17 protein-coding genes are annotated in these 25,528 nt (G+C 68.9%); 8 read left to right on the top strand and 9 right to left on the bottom strand.

Annotation, left to right across the window (positions count from 1 at the left end):
* Positions 1–13 precede the first annotated feature (13 nt).
* On the bottom strand, positions 14–1,750 hold the full coding sequence (locus G524_RS0109170; RefSeq protein WP_027443453.1) for a GGDEF domain-containing protein: 1,737 nt from the start codon (positions 1,748–1,750) through the stop codon (positions 14–16).
* 234 nt (positions 1,751–1,984) lie between these two features.
* Here G524_RS0109170 and G524_RS0109165 point away from each other — a divergent pair, with 234 nt between their 5' ends.
* The 3 genes from G524_RS0109165 to G524_RS0109155 are packed head-to-tail and all read left to right on the top strand — an operon-like array spanning position 1,985 to position 4,802.
* Positions 1,985–3,043 carry a substrate-binding domain-containing protein gene (locus G524_RS0109165; RefSeq protein ID WP_027443452.1) on the top strand — a complete coding sequence of 353 codons (1,059 nt, stop codon included), beginning with the start codon at positions 1,985–1,987 and terminating at the stop codon, positions 3,041–3,043.
* Between the two features lie 50 nt (positions 3,044–3,093).
* Positions 3,094–4,236 (top strand): DUF2157 domain-containing protein, encoded by a 1,143-nt coding sequence (locus G524_RS0109160; RefSeq protein WP_027443451.1) that lies wholly within the window; start codon positions 3,094–3,096, stop codon positions 4,234–4,236.
* Entirely contained in the window at positions 4,233–4,802 is a 570-nt protein-coding gene (locus G524_RS0109155) for a GDYXXLXY domain-containing protein (protein ID WP_027443450.1), read from the top strand. Before G524_RS0109160 ends, G524_RS0109155 begins: the two co-directional genes overlap by 4 nt.
* On the opposite strand, the gene G524_RS0109150 is transcribed toward G524_RS0109155, so the two are convergent.
* From G524_RS0109150 to G524_RS0109140, 3 genes are all read right to left on the bottom strand, one after another.
* On the bottom strand, positions 4,803–7,175 hold the full coding sequence (locus tag G524_RS0109150) for a TonB-dependent receptor (RefSeq protein WP_027443449.1): 2,373 nt from the start codon (positions 7,173–7,175) through the stop codon (positions 4,803–4,805).
* Positions 7,176–7,378: 203 nt separating this feature from the next.
* Entirely contained in the window at positions 7,379–9,790 is a 2,412-nt protein-coding gene (locus tag G524_RS0109145; protein WP_027443448.1) for an FtsK/SpoIIIE family DNA translocase, read from the bottom strand.
* 49 nt (positions 9,791–9,839) lie between these two features.
* A complete protein-coding gene (locus tag G524_RS0109140) occupies positions 9,840–10,427 on the bottom strand; it encodes a thiamine phosphate synthase (protein WP_027443447.1) in 588 nt (195 codons plus the stop codon).
* On the opposite strand from G524_RS0109140, the gene G524_RS0109135 reads away from it, so the two are divergent.
* A complete protein-coding gene (locus tag G524_RS0109135; protein ID WP_027443446.1) occupies positions 10,426–11,088 on the top strand; it encodes a YggS family pyridoxal phosphate-dependent enzyme in 663 nt (220 codons plus the stop codon). The two genes, G524_RS0109140 and G524_RS0109135, sit on opposite strands and share 2 nt — an antisense overlap.
* A gap of 78 nt (positions 11,089–11,166) precedes the next feature.
* Here G524_RS0109135 and G524_RS0109130 read toward each other — a convergent pair whose 3' ends face one another.
* The 3 genes from G524_RS0109130 to G524_RS0109120 all read right to left on the bottom strand — a co-directional run bounded on the left by G524_RS0109130 (position 11,167) and on the right by G524_RS0109120 (position 18,544).
* On the bottom strand, positions 11,167–13,917 hold the full coding sequence (locus G524_RS0109130; RefSeq protein WP_027443445.1) for a TonB-dependent receptor: 2,751 nt from the start codon (positions 13,915–13,917) through the stop codon (positions 11,167–11,169).
* 108 nt (positions 13,918–14,025) lie between these two features.
* On the bottom strand, positions 14,026–16,794 hold the full coding sequence (locus tag G524_RS0109125; RefSeq protein ID WP_027443444.1) for a [protein-PII] uridylyltransferase: 2,769 nt from the start codon (positions 16,792–16,794) through the stop codon (positions 14,026–14,028).
* Positions 16,795–16,816: 22 nt separating this feature from the next.
* Positions 16,817–18,544: a class I adenylate-forming enzyme family protein gene (locus G524_RS0109120; protein ID WP_027443443.1), complete on the bottom strand. Its 1,728-nt coding sequence runs from the start codon at positions 18,542–18,544 to the stop codon at positions 16,817–16,819.
* A 191-nt stretch (positions 18,545–18,735) separates the two neighbouring features.
* Between G524_RS0109120 and lgt the strand changes: the two genes are divergently transcribed.
* From lgt to G524_RS0109105, 3 genes are read left to right on the top strand one after another with little or no spacing between them, the layout of a single operon-like run.
* The gene (gene lgt, locus G524_RS0109115) at positions 18,736–19,632 is read left to right on the top strand and encodes a prolipoprotein diacylglyceryl transferase (RefSeq protein ID WP_027443442.1); all 897 of its coding nucleotides are present in this window, start codon (positions 18,736–18,738) and stop codon (positions 19,630–19,632) included.
* Positions 19,536–21,482 carry a class I SAM-dependent methyltransferase gene (locus tag G524_RS17340; RefSeq protein ID WP_342662453.1) on the top strand — a complete coding sequence of 649 codons (1,947 nt, stop codon included), beginning with the start codon at positions 19,536–19,538 and terminating at the stop codon, positions 21,480–21,482. The genes lgt and G524_RS17340 overlap by 97 nt, the downstream gene beginning before the upstream one ends.
* Before the next feature lie 18 nt (positions 21,483–21,500).
* Complete coding sequence (locus G524_RS0109105) at positions 21,501–21,932, top strand: DUF2147 domain-containing protein (RefSeq protein WP_036857696.1); 432 nt, start codon at positions 21,501–21,503, stop codon at positions 21,930–21,932.
* Here G524_RS0109105 and G524_RS0109100 read toward each other — a convergent pair.
* A complete protein-coding gene (locus tag G524_RS0109100; protein ID WP_027443439.1) occupies positions 21,929–23,467 on the bottom strand; it encodes an ABC transporter permease/substrate-binding protein in 1,539 nt (512 codons plus the stop codon). The two genes, G524_RS0109105 and G524_RS0109100, sit on opposite strands and share 4 nt — an antisense overlap.
* Positions 23,464–24,237, bottom strand: a complete 774-nt coding sequence (locus G524_RS0109095) for an ATP-binding cassette domain-containing protein (RefSeq protein WP_027443438.1) — start codon at positions 24,235–24,237, stop codon at positions 23,464–23,466. The genes G524_RS0109100 and G524_RS0109095 overlap by 4 nt, the downstream gene beginning before the upstream one ends.
* A gap of 123 nt (positions 24,238–24,360) precedes the next feature.
* On the opposite strand from G524_RS0109095, the gene G524_RS0109090 reads away from it, so the two are divergent.
* A complete protein-coding gene (locus G524_RS0109090) occupies positions 24,361–25,527 on the top strand; it encodes an isovaleryl-CoA dehydrogenase (protein WP_027443437.1) in 1,167 nt (388 codons plus the stop codon).
* The last annotated feature ends 1 nt before the right edge of the window (position 25,528 follow it).

Here is a 25,528-nt window from a genome sequence, read left to right as displayed (position 1 = left end):
CTGGGGGGGCCGCTCACGCCGCGCGCTCGTCCCTGCGCCGCTCCGGCACAGAGCTGAAAACCGTCAGGCGCTCATAGGCGAGGCGGTTGCGCCCGCTCGCCTTGGCCTCATACATCAGCGCGTCAGCCCGGGCGTAGAACTCGGCAAAGGCCATCTTGTGGCGCGCCGCATCGCCCAGCATCACCACCCCCATGCTGGCGGTGACCGGCATCTCCAGCCCCGGCACCTCCTGGGCGATGCGCATCGGAATGGCGCGGCGCAGCGCCTCGGCGCGCTCGAGTGTGCGCGGCCCGCGCAGCAGCACCACGAATTCCTCGCCCCCGAGCCTGACCGCGATCGCATCGCGGTCGCTGCCGCTGCGCAGCGCCCCGGCGCAGGCGATCAGCGCCGCATCGCCGACCTGGTGGCCGTGCAGATCGTTGATCGCCTTGAAGCGATCGAGATCAACGAGGGCGAAGGTGTCAAAGCCCTGCGCCAGCAGCTCGTCGAAGCGCGCCTCGATCCCACGGCGGTTCATCAGGCCGGTAAGGGCGTCGCGGGTCGAGATCTGTTCAAGCATCCGTGCCTCGCTCAGCGCGGCATCGCGCTCGTGGCGGATCGCGAGGAAGCGGTCGGCGATCGCAAGGCTGATCACCACCACCTCGATGCCCGTGGCAACGAACATCATGGTGTCAAGGCTGACCGGGCCGACATAAAGGCCCAGCCCGCGCGCCAGTCGTTCGAGCGACGTCATGATCAGCGGCGTCCAGGCCACGGCCAGGAAAACCGCCGAACGGCTGCCGCGCCGGATCGCGTGCACGATCGCAAAGGTGGCAATGGCCGCCGCAGGGGTGATGGAAAGGAAATAGGCCAGATCGTCAACCGGCTGGGTGGCGTGGAACTGGAGCGCGAAGAACCCCGGCACCGCCAAGGTCCAGCACCCTCCCCAAAAGGCCAGACGCCGCACCCAGGGCGCCAAGGCTCCTGCCTCGAGAAACGCGCTGAGGAACAGCTGCGCCGCGCCGCAGCCGATCGCCCAGGACAGCGGCGCCAGCACCGCCAACCATGCCACCGGCAGCACGACAAACAGATTGATCAGCCCCCCGGCAAACAGCAGATAGCCGATCATCCCCGTCACCAGCAGCGCGTGATAGACGACGAAGCGCTCGCGCAGCACGAGGTAGAAGGTGATGTCGAACAAGAGCGGCAGCACCAGCATCCCCAGCACCAGCGCCAGCACCAGCATTTCCACCTGCGAACGCGCCACCGCCTCGGGATGATCGGCAAGGCGCGCCTCGGCGAGCAGCGGGATCGAATGGGGCTTGTCGATCCGCACGATCACCGCGCGGGTGTCGGGCGTGACCTCGGGCAGCGGCAGCTTGAACACCGGCCCGGCGGCAATCGGCGTGCCCTCGCTCTCGCCAAAGCGGCGGCTCACCATGCGGCCTTCGGCATCGAGCACGGCAAGGGTGATCGCCTCGTGCCGGGCGGTGCGGGTGTAGAAGAAGCGCGGGGGCGCGCCCTCGGCCCAGGCCTCGGCCTCGAAGCGCAGCCAGGCCACCGGCGGGCTGCGATGGGTGGGCGCCCCGCCGCAGATCCAGGCCGCGCGCGGCGCCATCGCGGCCAGATCGCGCGTGGGACCGGAAGTGGCATGGCAGGTGGGCGTGTGGGCCATCTCCTGCGCGGAGTGGGCCACCGCCGGCGCGGCCCATGCCAGCGCGAGCAGCACGGCGCCGAGAATCAGCCGGACAAGATCGCGCGGGAAGGCCATGGGCGTGAGCGTAGCCTGAGAGACCTTACGATGCTGTTAAGGACGCCATCCCGCTTCGGAAGCAAAATCGAATAAATCCATATGCTTGCCCGATTGCTTGCACGCCCCTCGGGAGAAACGCGCAGGGCGACCGGGGCGCAGGCGCGCAAGGGCGGGCAGGCGCGGCGATGATGGTAACCGACCTGTCATCAAACGCGCCTAGCGGGCAGCCTGGCCAAGAAGCGGGAATTGCCCATGACCAAGCCCTTTTCCACCCTCGCACGGACTGCCGCCGCGCTCGGCCTTGCCGCGCTTGCGCTTACCGGCTGCGATGGCGGCGGGGCGACGCGCAACTCGGTCCACGCGGTCGGTTCCTCGACGGTCTATCCCTTCGCCAAGGTGGTGGCCGAAAATTTCAGCCGCGCCCATCCCGACATGCCCTCGCCGCTGATCGAATCGACCGGCACCGGCAACGGCATCCAGCTGTTCTGCTCGGGCATCGGCCCCAACACCCCCGACATGGCCAATGCCTCGCGGCGGATGAAGCTGTCCGAGTTCGACACCTGCGTGGCCAACGGGGTGGACGAGATCATCGAGCTTGAAGTGGGGCTTGACGGCATCGCCTTTGCCTCGGCCAAGGGCGGTATCATGCTCGATCTGAGCACGCGCACGGTTTACGAGGCGCTCGCCGCCAATCCCTATGGCAGGCCGCAGACCGCCAAGACCTGGAAGGATGTCGATCCGAAGCTCCCGGCCGATCCGATCATCGTCTATGGCCCGCCCTCGACCTCGGGCACCCGCGATGCGCTCAAGGAGCTGGTGCTCGAGGCAGGCTGCCTCACCAATCCCGAGATGGCCGCGCTCAAGAAGGCCGACGAGGACAGGTTCAAGAAGATCTGCACCGAGGTGCGCAGCGATGGCGGCTATGTCGATCAGGGCGAGCAGGACAACCTGATCGTGCAGAAGATCGTCGGCAATCCGCGCGCCGTGGGGGTTTTCGGCTATTCCTACATGGAGGAAAACCTCGATCGGGTGCAGGGCCTGCCGATGAACGGGGTGGAGCCGACTTACGAGAACATTTCGCGCTTTGCCTATCCCGGCGCGCGGGCGATGTATGTCTATGTCAAGAAATCGCACCTGCGCGCGATCCCGGGGCTTGAAGCCTTCATGCAGGAATGGGCCAAGAGCTGGGTCAAGGGCGGGCCGCTGACGCGCGTGGGCATGGTCGCCATGCCCGAGGAGGCGATGGCGATCAACGCCGCCAAGGTGCGCGACAAGACCATCCTCACCCGCGAGGAACTGGCCGGGAACTAGCCGGGCCTCTCCGATTGCCGCGGGCGCCGCGCCGCGCTAGCCTTGCGGCCATGAGCGCGCGCAAGATCGCCGAGTGGCACGCGGCTGGCCTCATCGATGCGGCCACGCGCGACCGGCTGCTCGCGCATGAAGCGGCCCATGCCCGCCCGCTGCTGATCTGGGCGGTGTGGGGCATCGGCGCGCTGGCGATCGGCCTCGGGCTGATCTCGCTGATCGCGGCCAATTGGGAAGCGATCCCGCCGGCGCTGCGGCTGGGCATCCACCTCGCGCTGATTGCTGTGCTCATCGGCCTGCTGCTGGCGCGCGAGGCGCGGCTGGCGGCAAGATCACCCTGGGCGGCAGAGGCGCTGGTGTTCGTGATCGCGGCGCTCGGCCTCACCTTCTTCGGCCTTCTGGGGCAGGCCTATCAGAGCGCCGCGCCGCTGTGGCAGCCGCTGGGGCTGTGGCTCGCCTTGTTTGCGCCGCTGATGCTGCTGATGGGGCGCGGCTGGCCGGTGGCGCTCGCGCTCGTCGGCGGGCTTGCCTGGTGCGCCTGGGACTATGCCGGCGCGGCCCTCAGCCCCGATGAACCGGGCGCCGCCCTGCGGCTGTGGGTGGGGCTTGCCACCGCCGCGCCGCTCCTCCTTGCTCCGCTCGCCGCTGCCCTGCGCGCACGCAGCGCGCGCAGCACCTTCTGGCGGCGGCTCGAGCAACTCGCGCTCGCCTATGGCGTGGCCGGGGCCTCGCTCGCCTGCGCGGTGGCGAGCGCCGGGGAACTCGGCCGGGAGGAGATGCGAGGAACGGCGATCCAGTTGCTCGCCAGTGGTGTGATCGCACTGATTGCCGGGGGCGCAGTGGCAGCGCTGCGGCCCGGGACCTCGGGGCGGATGGCCGGCGCGATCATCGCCGGGGCGGGGCTGGCGGCGGCGCTGGCGGCGTTTGCCAATGGCCACACCGTGCCTGCCGCGGCGCTGTTCATGGCGCTGTGGGCGGGGATCGCCGCGGCCGCGCTCGCCGTGCCGTGGCGCGGGGTGTTCCAGCTTGCCGTGGGGGTGATCGCGGCGCGGCTCATCATCCTGAGCTTCGAACTTGCTGCCGATCTCCTCACCAGCGGGCTTGGCCTCATCCTTGCCGGGCTGATGGTCCTTGGCATCGCCTGGCTTGCCGTGCGGGTGTCGCAGCGCCTTGCCCCCGCGGCGGGGGATGAGCCATGATCCGCGCCGCCCGCGTGACCGCGGCGCTGCTGCCGCTTGTCGGCCTTGCGCTGATCTGGGCGGCGGGCGCGCGCCACTATCAGGCGGGCACCGAATGGGAGGTGCCGATCGCGGGCTATGACCCGCGCGACATGCTGCGCGGGCACTTTGTGGAATTCACCTATGATTGGCCCGGGGTCGAACCCTTCAAGGGCCCGCCGCCCGAGGCCCTGTGCCTCGAGGGCACGGCCCCGCACCTCGCGCAGGTGCGCCCCGCCCGCGCCAGCGCCCCCTGCCCCCACCGCCTGCTCGCCAGCCGGGCCGAGGGCGAGGGCTGGGACAGGCTGATGCGCGGGCGGCTTTACGTGGATCAGGACAAGGCCGCCACGATCGAGCAGCAATTGCAGCGCCAGGACCAGCGCGGGGTGGTGACGATCCGCCAGCGCGAGGATGGCAGCTTCACCCCCATCGCCATCCGCTTCCGCCCGCTCACCCCGGCCGAGCAGGCCGCGCGCGCGGAGCAGGAAGAAGAGGCGGGAAGCACCCGCCCCCCGCCCCCGATCATGGCGCAAGAGGCCCGGCGCTGATCAGAACCGCGCGGTCAGCTCCACCCCATAGAAGCGCGGCTCGCCCGGGATGAAGGTGGGGATGGTGAAGGCCCCGCCGGTGTTGCCCGCATCGAGCAGGAAGTCCTTGCCAAAGGCGTTGCGGATGAAGCCCGCCAGCTCATAGCGATCCTCGGCAAAGCTCACCCCGGCGCGGGCATTGACCAGCGTCACCGGCCCCTGGCTGATGAGCGGATTGTTGGGCACCTCGAAGAAGATGCGGCTGCGGTGGGTGATGCTGGGGGTGGCAAAGAGGCGCACCCCATCGGCGAGCGGATAGTCGAGCGTCAGCCCGCCCGAGGCCTGGACTTCGGGCTGCAGGCGGAAGCGCGCCCCGGCAAAGGCGGGGGAGAAGGCGCTGTTGCGATCGATCCCCCCGTCGATATAGCCGATATTGCCGAAGACATTGAGCCAGTCGGCCAGCCGCAGCGCCAGTTCCGCCTCGACCCCGAGGTTGCTCGCCCGCCCGGCGCTGGCGGTGACGAAGGCCCCGGTGGGGTTCCCGTTCTGGTCAAGCTGCGCGATCGAGACCTGGAAATCGTTATAGACCTGGTAATAGACCCCGAGCGCGCCCGAAACCGGGCCGCGCGCAAACTTCAGCCCGCCTTCGTAGTTCCACACGATCTCCTCGGCGATGTTCTGGACATTGGGCAGCACGTCGCTGCCGCTGCGCCGCGCGCTCACCTGCACCACCGGCGAGCGGCGCCCGCGCGAGATCGTGGCAAACACGTTCACATCATCGCTGATGCGGTAGAGCGCGTTGAAGCGCGGCAGCACCGCGCCGAAGCGATCGTCGGCGCGGAAGGTGCGGCCCTGAGTGTCGATCTGCCCGGGGATCAACGGCGCCCCGCTCAACCGCGCATTGGGCACCCGGGCCAAGAAGCCCGAGCGGCGGTATTCGTCGAGAAAGCGCACCCCGGCAGTAAGCTCGAGCTTGGGGAAGGGGATCCAGGTGGCATCGACAAACACCGAATAGGCCTCGTTGCGGCCCTGGTTCTCGAACACCGAGGAGTAAGGAATGGCGCTCAAGGCCCCGCCGGTGGCGATCCCGGTCACCGCACTGGCGGGCACGCTGCCATCGGGGGCCACGCAGGGGATGCCCGGGATCAGCGGCGCGCCGAACAGCGTGGTGAGGCACTGGAGGAACAGGCCTTCCTCGGTGGCGAAGGGCACGTTCTGCCGCCCGTCCTCGATAAAGGCGTTCCAGCCGAAGCTCGCGCGCAGGCGTTCGCCCGCATAGGCCAAGCGGCCCTCGTGGCTGACCTGCCAGCCATCGGCGATCTCGGCAAATTCGAGGAAGGGCGCGGCCGAACCATCGGCGTCGAAGACCTCGCGGCTGTCAAAGCGGCGATAGCCGTTCACCGTGGTGAAGGTCCATTCGTCGTCGAAGCGGTGGGCGATGGTGAGGTTGAGATCATAGACCTCGCGGTTGAGGCCAAGCTGGTCATCGCCGAGCACCGCCGCGGCGGCAGGATTGCCGCCGAGATTGGCGGGGCGGAAGGCATTGGCCGCCCCGCCCGGCGCGCCGAGAAAGGCCGGGAAGCGGCCCGAGACGAAGGGCGTGCCGCCGTTCCTCTGCTGGTCATAGGTGCCGATGAGATCGACGGTGAGATCAGGCGTGGGCGTCCAGCGCAGCGAGGCGCGCAGGCCGAGCTGGTCCTGGGCGTAAAGCTCCTCCTCCTGATTGGGCGAGAGGTTCTCGGCATAGCCATCGCGCGTCTTCCATTCGCCCGCGAGGCGCAAGGCCAGCGTATCGCTGCCGAGATTGACAAAACCGCCGAGCAGGGTCTGGTTGAAATTGCCATAGACGCCGCGCAGTTCGGCCGAAAAGCCCTCACGCGGCTTGGCCGAAACCAGGCTGATCGCGCCCACCGCGCTCGCCGTGCCGAACAGCGTGGCCTGCGGGCCCTTGATCACCTCGACCCGTTCCAGATCATAGATCGCCTGATAGGAACCGCGCGAGCGCGAGATATCCACCCCGTTGTAATAGAGCGTGACGCGCGGGCCCTGCTGGGCCGAGCCTGAGTCCGAGGTGATGCCGCGGATCACCACCCCGGGGTTGTTGGCGCTCTGCTCCTGAATGTTGAGGCCGGGGGTGTAATAGGAAAGCTCGTCGAGATCGGTCACGCCCAGTTCGCGGATGCGGTTGCCGCTCAGCGCCGAAATGGTGATCGGCACGTCGAGCGCGCGCTGTTCGATCTTCTGGGTGGTGACGATGATCTCGTTGAGCGCGCCGCTGTCCTCCCCCGCTTCCTCGGCGGGTGGGGCGTCCTGCGCGCACAGCATCTGGGGCGCAAGGGCAAGGGCGGCGGCAAGCGCGCTCAGCGAGGCGCGCAGGGCAAGGGTGCGGTGCATGGCTTGGGCCTTCCTGTTGCAAGTGGAGAGAGGCCCTTGCCCTGACAGGCGATGGTGACGCGGGCTTGACGCGCGCGTGACCCGCGGATGACCGGCGATTTACAGTTTGAAGGCGTGGCAAGAGTGCATCGCCCGCCCCGGCGCGCGCTGGGGAAGGCGCCCGGTCAGATCGGCCGCTCAGACCGGCCAATCAGATTGGCCAATCAAATCGGATTGCCGTCGCGGTCGCGGAAGATCTCGCGCCGGCCGACATGGTTGGGCGGGCCGACCAGCCCTTCGGCCTCCATCCGCTCGATCCACTTGGCGGCGGTGTTGTAGCCCACCCCCATCTGGCGCTGGAGCCAGCTTCCCGAAGCCTTCTGGTTCTCGAACACGATCTGGCAGGCCTGGCGATATTTGCGCTCCTCGGGATTGTCCGAGGCGGTAAGGTCATCGTCAAAGCCGAAGCCGCCATCCTCGGGCTCCTCGGTCACGGCATCGACATAGTCGGGCTTGCCCTGGGCGCGCCAGAAATCGGCCACGGCCTCGACCTCCTCGTCGGAGACGAAGGGGCCGTGCACGCGCATCATCGCGCCGGTGTTGGGCTTGTAGAGCATGTCGCCCTTGCCCAAGAGCTGCTCGGCGCCCTGTTCGCCAAGGATGGTGCGGCTGTCGATCCGGCTCGTCACCTTGAAGCTGATGCGGGTGGGCAGGTTGGCCTTGATCACCCCGGTGATGACATCGACGCTGGGGCGCTGCGTGGCCATGATGAGGTGGATGCCCGCCGCCCGGCTCTTTTGCGACAGGCGCTGGATCAACACCTCGATCTCCTTGCCCACTGTCACCATCAGGTCGGCCAGTTCATCGACGATCAGCACGATCTGCGGCAGCGGCTGGTAATCGAGCTGCTGCTCCTCGAACAGGGGCTCGCCGGTCTCCGGGTCAAAGCCGGTCTGCACCCGGCGGCCCAGCGGCTTGCCCTTGGCGATGGCGGCGGCGACCTTCTCGTTGAAGGAATTGATGTTGCGCGAGGAAATCGCGCTCATCATGCGGTAGCGCCGCTCCATCTCCTCCACCGCCCATTTGAGCGCGCGCACCGATTTGTGCGGCTCGGTCACCACGGGGGAGAGCAGGTGCGGGATATCGTCATAGACCTTGAGTTCGAGCACCTTGGGATCGATGAGGATCAGGCGCAGTTCGGCCGGCGTGAAGCGGTAGAGCAGGCTCAAGAGGATGACGTTGAGCCCCACCGACTTGCCCGAGCCGGTGGTGCCCGCCACCAGCAGGTGCGGCATGGCGGCCAGATCGGCGATCACCGGCTCGCCGGCGATGTCCTTTCCGAGGATGATCGGCAGATTGCCCTTGGCCTCGGCAAAGGCGGCGCAGGCAGCCAGTTCCTTGAGCATCACCGTCTGGCGATCCTGGTTGGGCAGTTCGATGCCCATCACCGTGCGCCCGGGGATCGGCGAGACCCGCGCCGAGACCGCGCTCATGTTGCGGGCGATGTCCTCGGCAAGGCCGATCACCCGGCTGGCCTTGATGCCGGGGGCCGGTTCAAGCTCATACATCGTCACCACCGGGCCGGTGCGCACCGCGGTGATCTCGCCCTTGACGTTGAAATCATCGAGCACGGTCTCGAGCAGGCGGGCGTTGCGCTCGAGCGCGAGCTTGTCGAGCCGCGGCGCCTGATCGGCAGGCGGCTCGGCCAGGAGATCGAGGCTGGGCAGGCGATAGGCGGCGAACATGTCGCCCTGCGCGCGCGGCGCGGTCTCGGCCCGGCGCGGCGGGGCGGAAGGATCGCTGATCTCGGGCGCGCGGCGCGGCGGATCGAGGATCACGTCCGCCTCGGCCCCGGCGCGGCCCGCGCGGCGCGGCCTTGCGCCAGGCGCGGCGGCCTCGCCATCGCCATCGCCGGCATAGGCGAGCGCGGGCACCGCCCGGCGGCCCGGCAGCGCCAGACGCAGCGGCAGGCGGCGAAGCGACCCGCGCGCGAGAAATTCGGGCAGGCTGATGAGCGCGCGCCAATCGATGGCGAAGATGCGGGTGAGGAGCGCCGCTGCCAGCGCCAGCGCGGCAAGCGCCAGCGCGAGGATCACCCAGCCCTGCGCGCCCGCGCCGAAGCGCGCCGCCACGGCCTTGACCGCCGCGGCCCCCAGCAGGCCAGTGAGCCCGCCCGCCTGCGCCGGAAGGCCGCCGATCGGCCCTTCAAAGGCCAGCGCGAGCACCGTGGCGATGAGCGCCATGGCAATCAGCAGCAGCGCGCTTGGCATCCACCAACGGGTGGTCTCGGGCGCGTCACCATTTTCGACATCGCGCCACAGCTTGCGCGCCGAGACATAGAGCAGCGGCACAAGCAGCACCCCCGGAAGGCCGAAGATCGCCAGCACCCGATCCGCCGCCCAGGCGCCGGGCCGGCCCATCCAGTTGGCGATGGCGGCCGGGTCTGCCGCGGTCGAGGGGCTGGGATCGGTCTGGGTGTAGCTTGCCAGCGCCAGCGCGAGGAACAGCGCCGTCCCCAGCAGCAGCCCCGCGCCCAGCATCTGCGCCAGCCGGCGCAGGCTGCGGCGCAGCCCTGCGCGCCATTCGGCATCGCTGCGGCGGGCGGATTTGGCGGGCGGGGCCGCGCGGCTGGCCATGATCACGTCTCCTTGGTGGAACACATGATGAATCCTCGGCGAGTCCCGGTCAAGCAATCTGCGCCAGGCGGCGCGGGTGCCCGAGCCCGTCGATTGCCGCCCAATGCGGCCAGCCGAGCGCGCGGGCGCGGCGCGCATCCATGCCGCCGAGCGCGATCACCGGCATGGGCGCGCGGCGGGCAAGCAGGCCGAAGCGCACCGGCCCCAGCACCTTGCCGCCGGGGTGCGAGGCGGTGGGAAAGACCGGCGAGAGCAGCGCCGCATCGGCCCCGCAGCGCCCTGCCAGCGCCAGCTCGGCAAGGCTGTGCGCCGTGGTAAGGCGGATCGTGCCGACGCGGCGCGCCCCCAGTGCGCGCGGGCTGCCATAGGCCCCATCGGCCCCCCAGGCGCGGGCCTCGGCTGCCGATCCGGCCAGCACCACCACCAGAGCGCGCGCGCGGGCGCGGCGCTGCAGCGCCACGAAGCGCGCCCGGCGCTGCCGCCGGCCGAGGTGATAGTGGCGATAGATCAGCCCCGCCCCGCGCGGCAGGCGCGCGAGCGCGCGCTCGAGCACGCGGTCATTGCGCGCATCGCTCACGAGCCACAGGGCGGGAAGGGTGTTGGCGCGGCGCACCCTGCGGCTATAGAGCGCCGCCATGGAAAAGGCAGCATCCCGTCTCGAAGCCGTGCGCGCCAATATCGCGCGCATGTGCAAGCCTGCGCGCCGCGCGCCCGCAGACATCACCCTGATCGCGGTGAGCAAGACCCACGGCCCCGAGGCGATCCGCCCCTTGATCGCCGCCGGGCAGCGCGTGTTCGGCGAGAACCGGGTGCAGGAGGCCGCGGCCAAGTGGCCCGCGCTGCGCGAGGCCCATGGCGAGCTTGCGCTCCACCTTGTCGGCCAGCTGCAATCGAACAAGGCCGAGGAGGCCGTGGCGCTGTTCGACTGCATCCATTCGCTCGACCGGCCGAGCCTGCTTGCCGCGCTCGCCAGGGCGATGGACAGGCAGGGTCGGCGCGTGCCCTGCTTCGTCCAGGTCAATATCGGGGCCGAGCCGCAGAAGGGCGGCTGCGCGATCGATGCCCTGCCCGCCTTCCTTGCCGAGGTGCGCCGGGCCGAAATCCCGCTCGCCGGGCTGATGTGCGTGCCCCCGGCGGGGATTGAGGCGGCGCCCTTCTTCGCGCTGCTCGCCAAGCTTGCCGCCGACAATGGCGTGCGCGGCCTCAGCATGGGGATGAGCGATGACTATGAGGCCGCGGTGATGCTGGGCGCGACGCATGTGCGCATCGGCAGCGCGCTGTTTGGCCCGCGCGGCTGATCCGCCCCACCAAAAGGAAAGAGCGCCCCGTTGCCGGAGCGCCCCCCTTTCGCACAGGCCCGTGCGCGGCAGGCCCGCTCAGTAGTTGAACCTCGCGGTGATCCCGTAGGTGCGCGGTTCGCCGAGGAAGTGCGAGAAGATCTGCCGCCCGCCCGGGAACTGCGGATCGACGAAGGGCGCCGAGGTCGTGCCCGCCTGGAACGGCGAGTTGAAGGCGACCTGGGCAAAATCCTCGTTGAAGATGTTCTGCCCCCACAGCTCCACCGACCACTTGAGGTCCGGCCCGCGCAGGCCGATGCGGGCGTTGAACACCGCGAAATCATCCTGCTCCTTCTGCGGGAACAGGTCAGACCCGGTGTTGAACTGCGAAGTCCAGCGCCCGTCGATGTAGAACAGCGCCGAAAGCCCGTTCCCGCCGATCTCCGGCGTCCAGGCGATGCTGCCCGTCACCACATATTCGGGCGCGTTGGACAGGTTGTCGCCCGGCAGCTTGCGCAGCGCCGGATCGAGCGGAGCGCCGGCGCTGTTGCCCACCAGATCATCGCGATACTTGGTGTTCGCATAGGTGAAGCCGGCGGTGAGGTTGAGATCGGCGGTGGGGTTGAGCTGGGTTTCGAGTTCCACGCCCTCGGTGCGCACGCCCCAGCTGACATTGCCCGGCGCGCACGAGCCGGTGGCAGCGCTGGTGTCGGTATCGCTGTCGGGCCCGCCGACAAGACCGCCCTCGCAGCCATTGACGTTCTGCACCAGGAACACCGTGCCGTTGAAGGTGTTGAGCTGGAAGTTGCTGAAATCCGAGCGGAAGGCGGCAAGGCTGACGCTGAAGGGCCCGGTCGCATACTTGGCGCCGAGTTCATAGCTGTCGACCAGTTCAGGCTCAAACTGGAGATTGCCCACCAGTGCCTGCGCCCCGCCGGGCGTGGCGGCGAAAGGCAGGATCGGCGACTTGAGCGCCGAGCGATCGAGGTTGAAGCCCCCCGCCTTGTAGCCGCGGGCATAGCTGGCATAGAGCAGCAGGTCGTCGGTCGCCTTGTAGGAGAGGATCGCCGTGCCGGTCCATTCGTCCTCGCTGCGCTCGTCGCGGATCGAGACATTGTTGAGCTCGGCGGTCGAATTGCCCTGGCACGACAGGCCGATCAGCGCCCCGGCCAGCGCCCGGGCGGTGGCATTGGGGCTGGACAGATCGTCGAGCACCAGCCCCTGCACCGTGGTGCACACGGTGTTGTCATTGCCGAAGGTGGCCGAGAAGTCCTTGTCGTCGTTGGTGTAACGCAGGCCCAGGGTCAGCGCCAGGCGATCGGTGATGTTGATGATGTTGTGGGTGAACAGCGCCCAGTTGGTGCCGTCCTGGAAATAGCGGTCATTGGTCGAACCGCGGTTGTTGAGCCCATCGAGCGCGGTGAAGGCGGCCACGATATCCGCCCCCGAGGCCCCGGTGGCCGCAGCGATCGTCGCCGGGCCGACCCCGGGCGCGACGCAGAGCGGGTTGGTGGGCGAATAGAGCCCGGCAAGGCCCCCGCCCGAGATGATCCGGCAGGTGGCAAAGCGCCCATACTGGTTGCCGAAGCGCAGGTTGTCGCGCACCGTCAGCTTCTCGTTGGCGAAGAAGCCGCCCACCAGCCAGTCGAGCGTTCCGTCGAAGGCCTCGCCCTGCAGGCGGATTTCCTGGGTGAAGGTGTGGAACTGGCGATAGGCATCATCGCTGGGGGCGCGGAACAGGATATCGACCGTGCCGTAATCGGTGTCCGAACCCTGGCCCGAACGGTATTCGCGATAGGCGGTGATCGAGGTCAGGCTCGCGCCGCCCAGATCCCAATCGACCTGGGCGGAAAAGCCGTAATCCTTGGTCTTGCCGGCATAGCTGCGCCCCGGGGTGACCGAGACGGTGCGGTCATAGCCCTGGTTGAAGGCCGCCAGCGACTGGCCGAGATCGCGCAGCACGTTGATGATGTTGTTGCCGTTGGGCTGCAGCGGCGAGAGCGGGGTTGAGGGATTGTTGAGATTGCCGATCAGCGGGTTGATGCTGCTGTCCACATAGGTGGCCGCGCAGCACTTCTCGTCGCGGAAGGTATAGTCGGCGATCAGGCGCACCGAGAGATTGTCGGTCGGCTCGAACAGCAATTGCCCGCGCAGGAAGAAGCGATCGCGGTCGTTGATGTCGGTGTTGTTGGCCGGATCGAAATAGAAGCCGTCACGCCGGACATAGACGCCATCGAGCCGGGCGGCGAGGTTCTCGCTCAGCGGCCCGGTGATGCTGCCGCCGATGCGGACGAAATCATAATTGCCATAGGTCACTTCGCCGACCGCGCCGAAATCGAAATCGGGCTTCTTGGAGAAGATGCTGATGAGGCCCGCCGAGGAGTTGCGCCCGCCGAGCGTGCCCTGCGGCCCGCGCTGCACCTCGACCCGATCGATCTCGCCCAGTTCGTTAAGGCCGATGCCCGAGCGCGAGCGATAGACCCCGTCGATGAACACCGGCACCGAGCTTTCCAGCCCCGGGTTGTCCCCCACGGTGCCGATACCGCGGATGCGCGCCGCGCCATTGGCTTCGGTGCCGGTCGAGGAGACCAGCAGCGAGGGCGCCACCTGGTTGAGCTGGCGGATGTCGTTGACCCCGCTGTTGAGCAGGGTTTCCTGGCTGATCGCGGAAATCGCCACCGGCACATCGGCCAGCGCCTGCTGGCGCCCCTGGGCGGTAACGATGATGACGTTCTCAGGTGCCGGTTCGGCGCCCTGTTCCTGGGCGTCCTGCGCCTGGGCCGCCGCGGGCACCAGAGCCATGCCGGCGCCCAGCAGGGCGACAGCGTAAAGCGAAGTTGCGGATTTCATCTGCTTGTCTCTCCCATCCTGATAGTTTTGCGGGTTGATTATGCGAAGCGCCGCGGCGCGCAAGGCGGCTTGCGCGCGGCCTGTGCAAATTTGCCCCGGGTGTTGCACTTATGCCTGCGCCAGCTCCCGCTGGGGCTGCTCGCGCGCGGCCTCGAGCAGCGCCGCCTCGATCTCGGCCAGCCTTTGGGTGCCCTTGATCTTCGCGCCGGTGAGATCGGTGACATAGAAGGTGTCGGCCGCGGCCTCGCCATAGGCGGTGATATGGGCCGATTGGACGATGAGGTTGGCCTTGAACAGCGCATAGGCGAGGCGGTTGAGCAGCGCCGGCCGGTCACGCGCGGTCACCTCGATCACGGTGAAGTGGTTCGAGGCATCATTGTCGAAGCCCACCCGCGGGGCGACATCGAAGGCGCGGGCGCGCGAATGGGCGAGCGGGCGCGCGGCAAGGCGCGGCACCAGTTCCACCTTGGCGAGCAGGGCATCGCGGATGCCCTTGTCGATCCGGGCCATCTGCGCCGGCTCGCGAAATGGCTGGGCGGCATGGTCCTGCACCAGGAAATTGTCGAAGGCATAGCCATTCTTCGCGGTGTGGATGCGCGCATCGATGATATTGCCGCCGGCAAGGTGAATGCCCCCGGCCATGCGGTAGAACAGCCCAGGATGATCGAGCGCGATCACGCTCACCCGGGTGGCGCCGCGCGCCTCGTCCACCTCGCAATGGATCGACAGCGCCTCGCCCGCCGCGCGCGCCGCGGCATATTGGGCAAGGTTGCTGGCGATCACCTCCTCGGGCTCGGCGATCCAGTAGGCATCGCCGAGCAGCGCCCCGGCGCTCTCCACCAGATCGGCCTTCTCGCCAAGCAGCCGCGCCGCCGCCTCCTTCTTCGCCGCCACCCGCTGGGCGCGGCCCGTGCCCTTGTGGCCGAGCCGCAAGCGCTCCTCGGCGGCATCGTATAGCTCGCCCAGAAGCTGGGCCTTCCAGCTGTTCCAGGTGCCCGGGCCGACCGCACGGATATCCACCGCGGTGAGGATTGCAAGGTTGCGCAGCCGCTCGAGGCTCTGCACCTCGGCGACGAAATCCTCGATCGTCTTGGGATCGGTAAGGTCGCGCTTCTGCGCGGTGCGGCTCATGAGGAGGTGGCGCAGCACCAGCCAGGCGACGAGATCAGTCTCCTTCTCGCTGAGGCCGAAGCGCGGGCACAGGCGCTGCGCAACCTCGGCTCCCAGCACCGAATGATCCCCCCCGCGCCCCTTGGCGATATCGTGCAGCAGCACCGCGACATAGAGCGCCCGGCGCGAGGCGACCTTGCCGATCTCGCGGGTGGCGCGCGGGTGATCGGAACCGAGCAGCCCGCGCTCGATCTGGCTGAGCAGCCCGATCGCGCGGATGGTGTGCTCATCGACGGTGTAGTGGTGATACATGTCGAACTGCATCTGCGCGTTGACCCGGCCGAAATCGGGCACGAAGCGGCCGAACACCCCGGCCTCGTTCATCCACCGCAAGGCGGTTTCAGGATCGCGGCGCCCGGCGAGCAGCTCGAGGAACAGCGCATTGGCGCGCCGGTCGCGGCGCACCGCGCCATCGATGAGGCGCGCATCGCGCCCGGCCTGGCGCATGGTTTCGGGGTGGATTTCAAGCCCCTCGGCCTCGGCCAGCTGGAACAGCTCGATGAGCCGCACGGGATCGGCGCGGAACCAGTCATCCCCCGGCGCGCGCAGCCGCCCGCCTTCGACGATATAGCCCTTGAACCGGCGCGGGCGCTGGGTCCAGCCGGCAAAGAAGCCGGTGCGCGCGCGCTTCTTCGCCATTTCCTCCTCGAGATGGGCGAGGAACACGCCCGTCAGGCTGCCCACCCGTTTCACCTGGAGGAAGTAATATTGCATGAAGCGCTCGACCGCGCTCTTGCCCGGGCGCTCGGCAAACTGCATCCGCTCGGCCACGGCGCGCTGCAGATCGAAGGTCAGCCGGTCCTCGGCCCGCCCGGTGATGATGTGCATGTGGCAGCGCACCGCGAGGAGAAAGCCCTCGGCGCGGCGAAAGCTGCGGTATTCGCTCGCAGTGAGCAGCCCGACATCGACCAGCGCGGCGGCATTTTCCACCCGGTGGATATATTTGCCGATCCAGTAGAGCGTCTGGAGGTCGCGCAAGGCTCCCTTGCCTTCCTTGACATTGGGTTCGACCACATAGCGGCTATCGCCCATGCGCTTGTGGCGCGCCTCGCGCTCGGCCAGCTTCTCGCTCAGGAACTGGCGTTCCGATCCGCGCGCCACCTCGTTCCAGAAGCGGGCGCGCAGCTCCTCGAACAGCGCCTGTTCGCCCCACACCATCCGGCTTTCAAGCAGGGCGGTGCGGATGGTCAGATCCTCGCGCGCCATGCGCAGGGCATCGCCGATGGTGCGGCTCGAATGGCCGACCTTGAGGCCCAGGTCCCACAGCAGGTAGAGCATGGTCTCGATCACCTGCTCGCACCAGGGCGCGCGCCGGTGCGGGGTGATGAAGGCGACATCGATATCCGAATGCGGCGCCATCTCGGCCCGGCCATAGCCCCCCACCGCGAGGATCGCGAGCCGTTCGGCCTGGGTGCGGTTGGGCACCGGGTAAAGATGCGTGGTGACGTGATCGTGGATCACCCGCAGCAATTGATCGATGAGGAAGGCATAGCCCGCGGTCACCTCGTGTCCGGCCGAGGGGGCGGCAGCCAGCCGTTGCGCAAGTTCCGCCCGACCGTGATCGAGCGCCGCGCGCAGCGCCGCCAGGATCGCCGGGCGCGCCGCGGCGCCCTCGGCAGCGTGGAGCGCGGCGATCTCCTCGGCGAGCGCGCGCCGGTCGATGATCGCGCGCTGGCCCGGAACGCGCGGCGCGCGGGTGGGCGCCATCACCATGCGTTTATGCGCGCTCTCACGCGGCCACGGCCCCGCTGCCTGCGGTTTCGAGATAGCGGGCCTTGACGCTGCGCTTGTCGATCTTCTGCGTGCCGAGCCGGGGCAGCGGCTCCTCGGTCAGCCAGATCTGGTGTTCGAGCGGCACCTTGAAGGGGGCGATGCGCTCGAGCAGGAAGGCGCGCAGCTCGCCCGGGGTGATCGGCGCGCGGCCCTCCTTCATGCGATAGACCGCCGCGGGCACCTCGCCGAAGCGCTCATCGGGAAGGCCGAAGACCGAACATTCGCCGATATCGTCATGGGCATAGATCGCATCCTCGACCTCGATGCAGGAGATGTTCTCGCCCCCGCGGATGATGATGTCCTTCTTGCGATCGACGATGTAGAGATAATCATCCTCATCGAGATAGCCGAGATCGCCGGTGCGGAAATAGCCATCCTTGGTGAAGGCGGCGCGGGTGGCCTCCTCGTTGCGCCAATAGCCGCGGAAATTGGCGACCGAGCGGATGCACACCTCGCCCACCTGGCCCTGGGGCACGGGATTTCCGGCATCATCGAGGATTGCCAGATCGACCATCGGCTTGGTGGGCCGTCCGGTAGAGCCGGGCTTGGCGAGGTAGTTCTCGTTGAAATTGCCGCAGCCCACCGCGTTGGTTTCTGTGAGGCCATAGCCGAGCAGCGGGAAGCCCTGGGGGAAGGCCTCCTTGATCCGCGTCACATGCTCCACCGGGCGCGGCGCCCCGCCCGCGGCAAAGCTCTTGCAGGCCGAAAGATCATATTTGTCGCGATCGGGGTGGTTGGCGATCTCGTAGCTCATCAGCGGCACGCCGACGAAATAGGTAACCTTCTCCTCGGCCATGAGCCTGAGCGCCGCTCCCGCATCCCACTTGGGCATCAGCACCAGCTTGCGCGCCAGGGCAAAGCTCTGCAGGAACAGCGGGATCTCGCCCGTCACATGGAACAGCGGCACCGCCACCAGGGCGCAGGGCTGATCGGTGATCGGGCCTTCCTGGCTCTCGACATAGACCTTGGCCATGGCGCTGATGCTGACATAGCTCATCACCCCGTGCACCACGCCGCGGTGATCCGAAAAGGCACCCTTGGACTTGCCGGTGGAACCCGAAGTGAACAGGATCGTGGCAAGATCATCGGGCCCAAGCTCGCCCAGCATCGCCATCGCCACGCCCGTGCCCTCAGGCTCGGCCCAGACTTCGGCAAGGCCCTCGGCCGGGGCATTGCCATGGCTGAAGAGCACCACCTGCGCGCCATGCGCATGGCCCTCGAGCCGCGCTGCGCGCGGCGCATCGGCCAGCACCAGCCGGCACTCGGCCAGATTGATCGCATGGGCCAGTTCCTCGCCGCTCGAAAAGCCGTTGATCAGCGTCGCGCAGCCGCCGGCCATGAGGATGCCCATATAGGCGATCATCCAATTGGCCGAATTGCGCGCCGCGATCCCCACCCGGTCGCCCTTGGCAATGCCGTGGCGGCGCACCAGCCCCTCGGCCACCCGGGTGGCGGCGGCATAGGTCTCGCCAAAGGTGAGCCGCACCTCGCCATCGACAAGGAAGGGGATGTCCTTGTTCTCGTTGCAAAAATGGGCAAAGTAATGAGCGAGGCTCGGCGGCGCTGCGGCAAAGGCGGGCATTTCCACCCCGTCGCGCACGAAGGGCACGGTGGCAAAGGGCTGACCGGGGGCGGTGAGTGCGGCGGTGATCGTATCGAGCGCGGTGTCGAGCGCGGTGGGCATTGTTGTGGCGTCCTCTCTCAAACATTGCGGCGCCGGGCGCGCCGGCGCGCGCCGCGGGCAGCCTGTCCCAAGCCGCGGCTGGCCCTTGCGCCCCTTCCCCTCCCCCGCGCGCTGTGCCAGAAGCACCGCCACGCGAGGGCCATGACGGGGCCACCGTTACGGCATATCATTGTCAATAAGAGGTTCGCTCCGTGCTGTCACTACTCGCCGCAAGCGGCGGTGCCGATCCGATCCACTTTGCCGATCTGGGCCTGGTGCGGGGCATCGACCTCGGCTTTTTCACCCTGAGGTTCTATTCGCTGGCCTATCTGTTCGGGGTGATCTTTGCCTATTGGCACACCTCGAAGATGATCCGCCAGCCCGGCGCCCCGATGGCGCAGCGCCATGTCGATGACCTGTTCTTCTACTGCACGCTCGGGGTGATCATCGGCGGGCGGCTGGGCTATGCCGCCTTTTACACCGGGGGGGAGACGGGCATCCCCAGCGCCTTTACCGATTTTTCGGGCGAGGGGCTGATCAAGTGGCAATTGCTGCGCCTGTGGGACGGGGGGATGAGCTTCCACGGCGGGCTCATTGGGGTGACGCTGGCGATGGCCTATGTCGCCTGGCGCGACCGGCTCAATTTCATCCGCGTGGTCGATTATGTCAGCGTCGGCGTGCCGATGGGGATGCTGCTCGGGCGGCTCGCCAATTTCGTCAATGGCGAGCTGTGGGGCCGGGTGAGCGATGTGCCCTGGGCCATCGTGTTCCCCGGCGCGGGCGATCTGCCGCGCCACCCCAGCCAGCTTTACCAGGCGGGGCTGGAAGGGCTGGCGATGCTGGTCATCATGCTGCTGCTGTTCTGGAAGACCGGGGCGCGCTATCGCCCCGGGCTGCTCGCCGGCGTGTTCACCCTGAGCATTGGCACGGCGCGCTTCATCAACGAATTTTTCCGCGAACCCGATGCACAATTGGCTGACTTTGCCGCGCGCACCGGGCTATCGATGGGCCAATGGCTGACCATTCCGCTGATCCTGACTGGATTGATTGTCGTGCTCTACGCGCTGCGCAGCAAGCCGCTGACGGCGGGCCCGCAGGCGCGCGCCTGAACGAGGGCGCGCGCGCGTGGCGCAGCGCGCTCAGGCTGATCGACCCGCCGGCTGAGACGCCCGCGGCGCCCGCCCCGGCGCCCGCCGCGCGCGAGGCAGACAAGGCCGAGGCCGCCGCGCGCGCCCGGGCCGAGCGCGAGGCGCGCGCGCAGGCGATCGCCGCCGAACGGGCGCGCAAGGAGGCCGCGGCAGAGGCTGCGGCACGCGCCGCCGCCGAGGCGCGCGCACGGGCCGCCGAGGAAGCACGCCAGCGCAAGGAGGCCAAGGAGCGCGCCCTTGCCGAACAGCGCGCCCGGCGCGCGGCAGAGGCTGCGGCCAAGGCCAAGGCCGCGGCCGAGGCCAAGGCGCGCCGCGAAGCCGAGGCGCGCGCGCGCAAGGAGGCCGAAGCCGCCGCCAGGGCACGCGCCGCCGAGGAAGAACGGCGCCGCGCGGAAGCCGCCGCCGAGGCGCGCGCCAAGGCCGAGGCCGAAGCCAGGGCCAGGGCCGAAGCCGAGGCCAGGGCGCGCAAGGCCGCCGAGGAGAAGGCCCGCCGCGAGGCCGAGGCCAAGGCCAAGGCCGCAGCCCGCGAGGCCGCCCGGCGCGCGGCTGAGGCGCGCGCTGCCGAGGAAGCGCGGCAAAAGCAGGAAGCCGAGGAGGCCGCCCGCCGCGCAGCAGAAGCGCGCGCTGCCGAGGAACGCGCCCGCGCCGAGGCCGCAGAGGCCGCGCGCCGCGAGGCCGAGGAACAGGCCCGCCGCGCCGCCGAGGACGCCGCAGCCGAAGCCGCAAGGCAGGCGGCCGAACGCGAGGCCGAGCTTGCCGCGCGCGCCACGCGCGATGTCGGCGAGAGCCTCAGGCGCCTCATCCGCGAGGCCGGCCCGATCAGCCTGGCCCAATTCATGGGCGAAAGCAACGCGCGCTACTATGCCAGCCGCGATCCGCTCGGCGCCGAGGGCGACTTCATCACCGCGCCCGAGATCAGCCAGATGTTCGGCGAACTCATCGGCCTGTGGCTGGCTGACCTGTGGGTGCGGATGAAGAGCCGCAAGCACATCCACTATGTCGAGCTTGGCCCGGGGCGCGGCACGCTCGCCAGGGACGCGCTCGGCAGCGCCGGTCGCTATGGCTTTGCCCCGCAGATCCATTTCGTCGAGACCTCGCCGGCGCTGCGGCGGCTCCAGCGCGAGGCCTTCCCCGCCTGCCACCACCACCACGATCTTTCCACCCTGCCCGAGGATGCCCCGCTGCTCATCGTCGCCAACGAGTTCTTCGATGCCCTGCCGGTGCACCAGCTGGTGCGCAGCGCCGATGGCTGGTTCGAGCGGCTGGTGGGGCTGGAGGGCGAGAACTTCGTCTTCAAGGCCGGGGCCGAGCGCATGGATCACCTCGTCCCGCCGAGCTGGCGCCGCGCCGCGCAGGGCACGATGATCGAGACCAGCCCGGCCGCTGCCGCGCTGATGGCCGAGATCGCCCGGCGCCTGAAGGAACAGGGCGGCGCGGCGCTGATCATCGACTACGGGGCGCGCGAGCTGCGCGCCGGCTCCACTCTGCAGGCGTTGAAGGCGCACCAGCGGGTCGATATCTTCGCCCATCCGGGCGAGGCTGATCTGACCGCCCATGTCGATTTCGAGCTGCTCCAGGCGGTCGCCGTCGCGCACGGGGCCGAGGTGATGGGCCTGCAGGAACAGGGCGAATGGCTGCGGCAGATGGGGATCGACACCCGGCTCGAGGCGCTGCAACGGCGCAACCCGCAGGCGCGCGCCACGCTCCAGCGCCAGTATGACCGGCTGGTCAAGGACAGCGAGATGGGCACCCTGTTCAAGGTGCTGGGGCTGTGCGGGCGGCGCTGGCCCTTCGGGGTGGGATTTGCCTGAGACGCAGGAGGCACGGGGATGAGGCAAAGCAATCGCATGGCGCTGCTGGCGCTCGGCATGGCGCTCCTGGCACCGGCGAGTCCCGCGGCGGCGAAGGAGCCGATCACCGGGCGCTGGATCACCGCCGAGCGCAACGCCGTGGTGGCCATCGCACGCTGCGGCAAGGCGCTGTGCGGGCGGATCGCGCGCTTCCTCATCGCGCCTGCCGGCGGGGATGACCAGCGCGATGTCAACAACCCCGATCCGGCGCTGCGCAGCCGCCGGCTGATCGGCACCGCGATCCTCACCGGGCTCAATCCCGATGGCGCGGTGTGGCGCGGGCAGATCTACGATCCCAAGACCGGGCGCAGCTATGCCGCCGAGGTGCGCCGCAGCGCCCCCGGCACGCTCGAGGTCAAGGGGTGCCTTGGCCCCCTGTGCCAGACCCAGGTGTGGACGCGGGCGCGCTAGAGCCCGGCCGCGCGCGCCAGCTCGGCCGCCGCCTCGGCCGGGGTGAGCTTGGCGCCGTCCTTGCGATCAACCGCGTAATTGGCCGCGCGCATCGCCTCGACGCTGATCGCCCCCACCAGCGGGGCGAGCGCGCGCTCCACCCGCTCATCACGCGCGATCCGCGGGCTCAGCATCAACAGCGCCTCGTAGCTCGGCAGCGCCTGCCTCGGATCGGCGAGCACCACCAGTCCATCGGCAGCGATCCGCCCGTCCGAGGTATAGGCGCTGATCACGTCGGCCTCGCCCGAGGCGAGCGCATCATACATGAAGGTGGGCGCGAAATTGCGGCTCTGGCGGAAGGAGAGGCCATAGGCGTCGCGCACCGCGCGCCATTCGGGCCGCTCGAAGAATTCGGGATCGCCGCCGATCACCAGCTGCGGCGCCACCCGCGCCAGATCATCGAGGCGCGCCACCCCCAGCGCGCGGGCGCGATCGGGGCGCATCGCAAAGGCATAGGCGTTCTCGAACCCCAATCGCCCGAGCACCCGTATGCCGTGGGTCTCGGCCTCCCAGGCGCGGATCGTGCGATAGACCTCCTCGCGCCCGGGATTGTCGCTGCGCTTCAGGTAATTGGCCCAGATCGTGCCGGTGTAATCGACCGATATGTCGATCGCCGAACTGGCGAGCGCGGAATGCACCACCGCGCTGCCGAGGCCATCGCGGTATTCGACCCGAAGGCCCGCCGCCTCGAGCCGCGCGCCGATCAGCCGGGCAAGGATATATTGCTCGGAAAACTGCTTGGCGGCGATCACGATCGGGCGTTCTTGGCGCGCGGCCCCTTGGGCGGCCAGCGCGGCGCAGATGCCGAGCGCCACCGCTCCGATCCCCGCCCCGGTGAGCCAGGGCTTGCGCCGGGCAAGCCCCGCCTCGATCAGCCCGATGAGGCCATCGGCGACCAGCGCGATGCCAGCGCTCAACAGGCACCCGGCCAGCACCAGCGCCCAGTTCTGGGTTTGCAGGCCCGCAAAGATCGGATCGCCCAGGCTCGGCTGGCCGATGGTGCTGGCAAGGGTTGCCGCGCCGATGGTCCAGACGCTGGCGGTGCGGATCCCGGCCATGATGAAGGGGGCGGCGAGCGGCGCCTCGACCAGCACCAGTTTTTGCCAGCCGGTCATCCCCACCCCGTCGGCCGCCTCGAGCACCCCGGGATCGAGCCGGGCGCGCGCGGTCACCGCGTTCCTGAGGATCGGCAGCAGGGCATAGAGCGTGAGCGCCATCAGCGCCGGCAGGAAGCCGAGCGTCGGCACGCCTTCGCCAAACAGTCCGCGCAGCGACAGGAGCAGCGGGAAGAACAGCGCGAGCAGCGCGAGCGCGGGGATGGTCTGCACCAGGCTGGCAAACCCGAGCGCGAGGCGCGCCACCAGCCTTGAGCGGCTGGCCCAGACCGCAAGCGGCAGGGCGATGAGGATGGCAAGGCCGATCGCGCTTGCCGAAATGAGCACGTGGGCCGCAAGCTTGGGCATCAGCGCCGGGAGCAGCGCGGCGATGGCGCTCATCTCCCGTCCTCCAGCGCCGCCAGCCGCGCGGCTTGCTGGCGCGGCACGGCGACCAGCGCCTGCGCCGCCGCGCCCCCCGCCCCGGCAAGGAGCGCGCGCGGGCTCTCGTCGGCCACCAGAGCGCCCCGCTCCATCACCAGCACCCGATCCGCGAGCAGCAGCGCCTCGGCCATGTCGTGGGTCACCATCACCGTGGTCAGCCCGAGGCTCTCGTGCAGATCGCGCACCTTGCGCCCCAGACTGTCGCGGGTGACGGGATCGAGCGCGCCGAAAGGCTCGTCCATGAGCAGCATCTCCGGCCCGCCCGCGAGCGCGCGGGCGACGCCGACCCGCTGGCGCTGCCCGCCCGAAAGCTGATCGGGCATCCGCCGGGCAAACGCGGGATCGAGTTCGACCAGTTCGAGCAATCGGGCGATGCGCTCTGGCGGCAGGCGCTCGCCGGCAAGGCGCGGGCCGATGGCGATGTTCTGGGCCACGGTCATGTGGGGAAAGAGGCCGATGCCCTGGAACACATAGCCCACCCGGCGGCGCAGGCGCGCGGGCGGCAGGCGGGTGACATCCTCCCCGGCAAGCAGCACCCGGCCCGCGGCCGGGCGGATCAGGGCATTGACGGTCTTGAGCAGCGTGGTCTTGCCCGAGCCCGAGGCCCCCACCAGCGCCACGAAGCTGCCCGCCGCGATCGACAGGCTGACAGAACGCACCGCCTCCTGCGCGCCGAAGCGGCACACCACCTCCTCGAGGCACAGCAGCGGCACGGGGCTTGTCTCCATCCCCCCGGCTTAGCCCGCTTGCCCGCGCGGCGCCACGCCTCTCGCCCCTCTCGCCGGTTGGCCTTGCCCGCGCGCCTTGCTATGCGCTGAGGCAGAACAAAGATTTCGCTGGCAGGACATAAAATGCGCGCCACCCCCGAATTCGATTTCCAGCTCGGCGAAGCCGCGGCGATGATCCGTGAAAGCGCGGCGCGCTTTGCAGATGAACGGATCGCCCCACTGGCGGAGCGCACCGACCGCGAGGACCGCTTCCCACGCGAATTGTGGCCGGCCATGGGCGCGCTTGGCCTCCACGGCATCACCGTGGAGGAGGAATGGGGCGGGCTGGGCCTTGGCTATCTCGAACACGTGATCGCGGTCGAGGAAGTGAGCCGCGCTTCGGCCAGCGTGGGGCTCAGCTACGGCGCCCATTCCAACCTGTGCCTGAACCAGATCCGCCGCTGGGGGAATGACGAACAGAAGGCCAGGTATCTCCCCAAGCTCATCAGCGGCGAACACGTCGGCAGCCTCGCCATGTCCGAGGCGGGCGCGGGCAGCGACGTCGTTTCGATGAAACTCAAGGCCGATGCGGTTCAGGGCGGCTATGTCCTCAACGGCACCAAGTTCTGGATCACCAACGCGCCTGAGGCCGATGTGCTGGTGGTCTATGCCAAGACCGATGGCCATGCCGGCAGCCGCGGCATCACCGCCTTCATCGTCGAGAAGGGCGATCAAGGCTTTGCCATCGGCCAGAAGATCTCCAAGATGGGGATGAAGGGCTCGCCCACCGCCGAGCTGGTGTTCACCGATTGCTTCCTGCCTGAAGAGCGCGTGATGGGCCCGGTGAACGGCGGGGTGGGCGTGCTGATGAGCGGGCTCGATTACGAGCGCGTGGTGCTCGCCGGATTGCAATTGGGGATCATGCAGGCCTGCCTCGACACGGTCATTCCCTATGTGCGCGAGAGGAAGCAGTTCGGCAAACCCATCGGCAGCTTCCAATTGATGCAGGCCAAGGTCGCCGACATGTATGTCGCGCTGCAATCGGCCCGCGCCTATACCTATGCCGTGGCCAAGGCGTGTGACGCCGGGCAGACGACGCGCTTCGATGCGGCGGGGGTGATCCTGCTTGCGTCGGAAAACGCCTTCAAGGTCGCCGCCGAAAGCGTGCAGGCGCTGGGCGGGGCGGGCTATACCACCGACTGGCCGGTCGAGCGCTACCTGCGCGATGCCAAGCTGCTCGATATCGGCGCAGGGACGAACGAGATCCGCCGGATGCTGATCGGGCGTGAGCTGATCGGGGCGGCGGGGTGAG

This window comes from Erythrobacter cryptus DSM 12079, assembly GCF_000422985.1.
Classification (GTDB): domain Bacteria; phylum Pseudomonadota; class Alphaproteobacteria; order Sphingomonadales; family Sphingomonadaceae; genus Erythrobacter; species Erythrobacter cryptus.
The sequence above is the reverse complement of the archived record's forward strand: the minus strand, read 5'-3'. Positions and strand labels throughout refer to the sequence as shown.

Coding starts and splice junctions, on each gene's coding strand:
- G524_RS0109170 (WP_027443453.1), bottom strand. CDS start 1,750: ATGGCCTTCCCGCGCGATCTTGTCCGGCTGATTCTCGGCGCCGTGCTG.
- G524_RS0109165 (WP_027443452.1), top strand. CDS start 1,985: ATGACCAAGCCCTTTTCCACCCTCGCACGGACTGCCGCCGCGCTCGGC.
- G524_RS0109160 (WP_027443451.1), top strand. CDS start 3,094: ATGAGCGCGCGCAAGATCGCCGAGTGGCACGCGGCTGGCCTCATCGAT.
- G524_RS0109155 (WP_027443450.1), top strand. CDS start 4,233: ATGATCCGCGCCGCCCGCGTGACCGCGGCGCTGCTGCCGCTTGTCGGC.
- G524_RS0109150 (WP_027443449.1), bottom strand. CDS start 7,175: ATGCACCGCACCCTTGCCCTGCGCGCCTCGCTGAGCGCGCTTGCCGCC.
- G524_RS0109145 (WP_027443448.1), bottom strand. CDS start 9,790: ATGGCCAGCCGCGCGGCCCCGCCCGCCAAATCCGCCCGCCGCAGCGAT.
- G524_RS0109135 (WP_027443446.1), top strand. CDS start 10,426: ATGGAAAAGGCAGCATCCCGTCTCGAAGCCGTGCGCGCCAATATCGCG.
- G524_RS0109140 (WP_027443447.1), bottom strand. CDS start 10,427: ATGGCGGCGCTCTATAGCCGCAGGGTGCGCCGCGCCAACACCCTTCCC.
- G524_RS0109130 (WP_027443445.1), bottom strand. CDS start 13,917: ATGAAATCCGCAACTTCGCTTTACGCTGTCGCCCTGCTGGGCGCCGGC.
- G524_RS0109125 (WP_027443444.1), bottom strand. CDS start 16,794: ATGGCGCCCACCCGCGCGCCGCGCGTTCCGGGCCAGCGCGCGATCATC.
- G524_RS0109120 (WP_027443443.1), bottom strand. CDS start 18,544: ATGCCCACCGCGCTCGACACCGCGCTCGATACGATCACCGCCGCACTC.
- G524_RS17340 (WP_342662453.1), top strand. CDS start 19,536: ATGGCTGACCATTCCGCTGATCCTGACTGGATTGATTGTCGTGCTCTA.
- G524_RS0109105 (WP_036857696.1), top strand. CDS start 21,501: ATGAGGCAAAGCAATCGCATGGCGCTGCTGGCGCTCGGCATGGCGCTC.
- G524_RS0109100 (WP_027443439.1), bottom strand. CDS start 23,467: ATGAGCGCCATCGCCGCGCTGCTCCCGGCGCTGATGCCCAAGCTTGCG.
- G524_RS0109095 (WP_027443438.1), bottom strand. CDS start 24,237: ATGGAGACAAGCCCCGTGCCGCTGCTGTGCCTCGAGGAGGTGGTGTGC.
- G524_RS0109090 (WP_027443437.1), top strand. CDS start 24,361: ATGCGCGCCACCCCCGAATTCGATTTCCAGCTCGGCGAAGCCGCGGCG.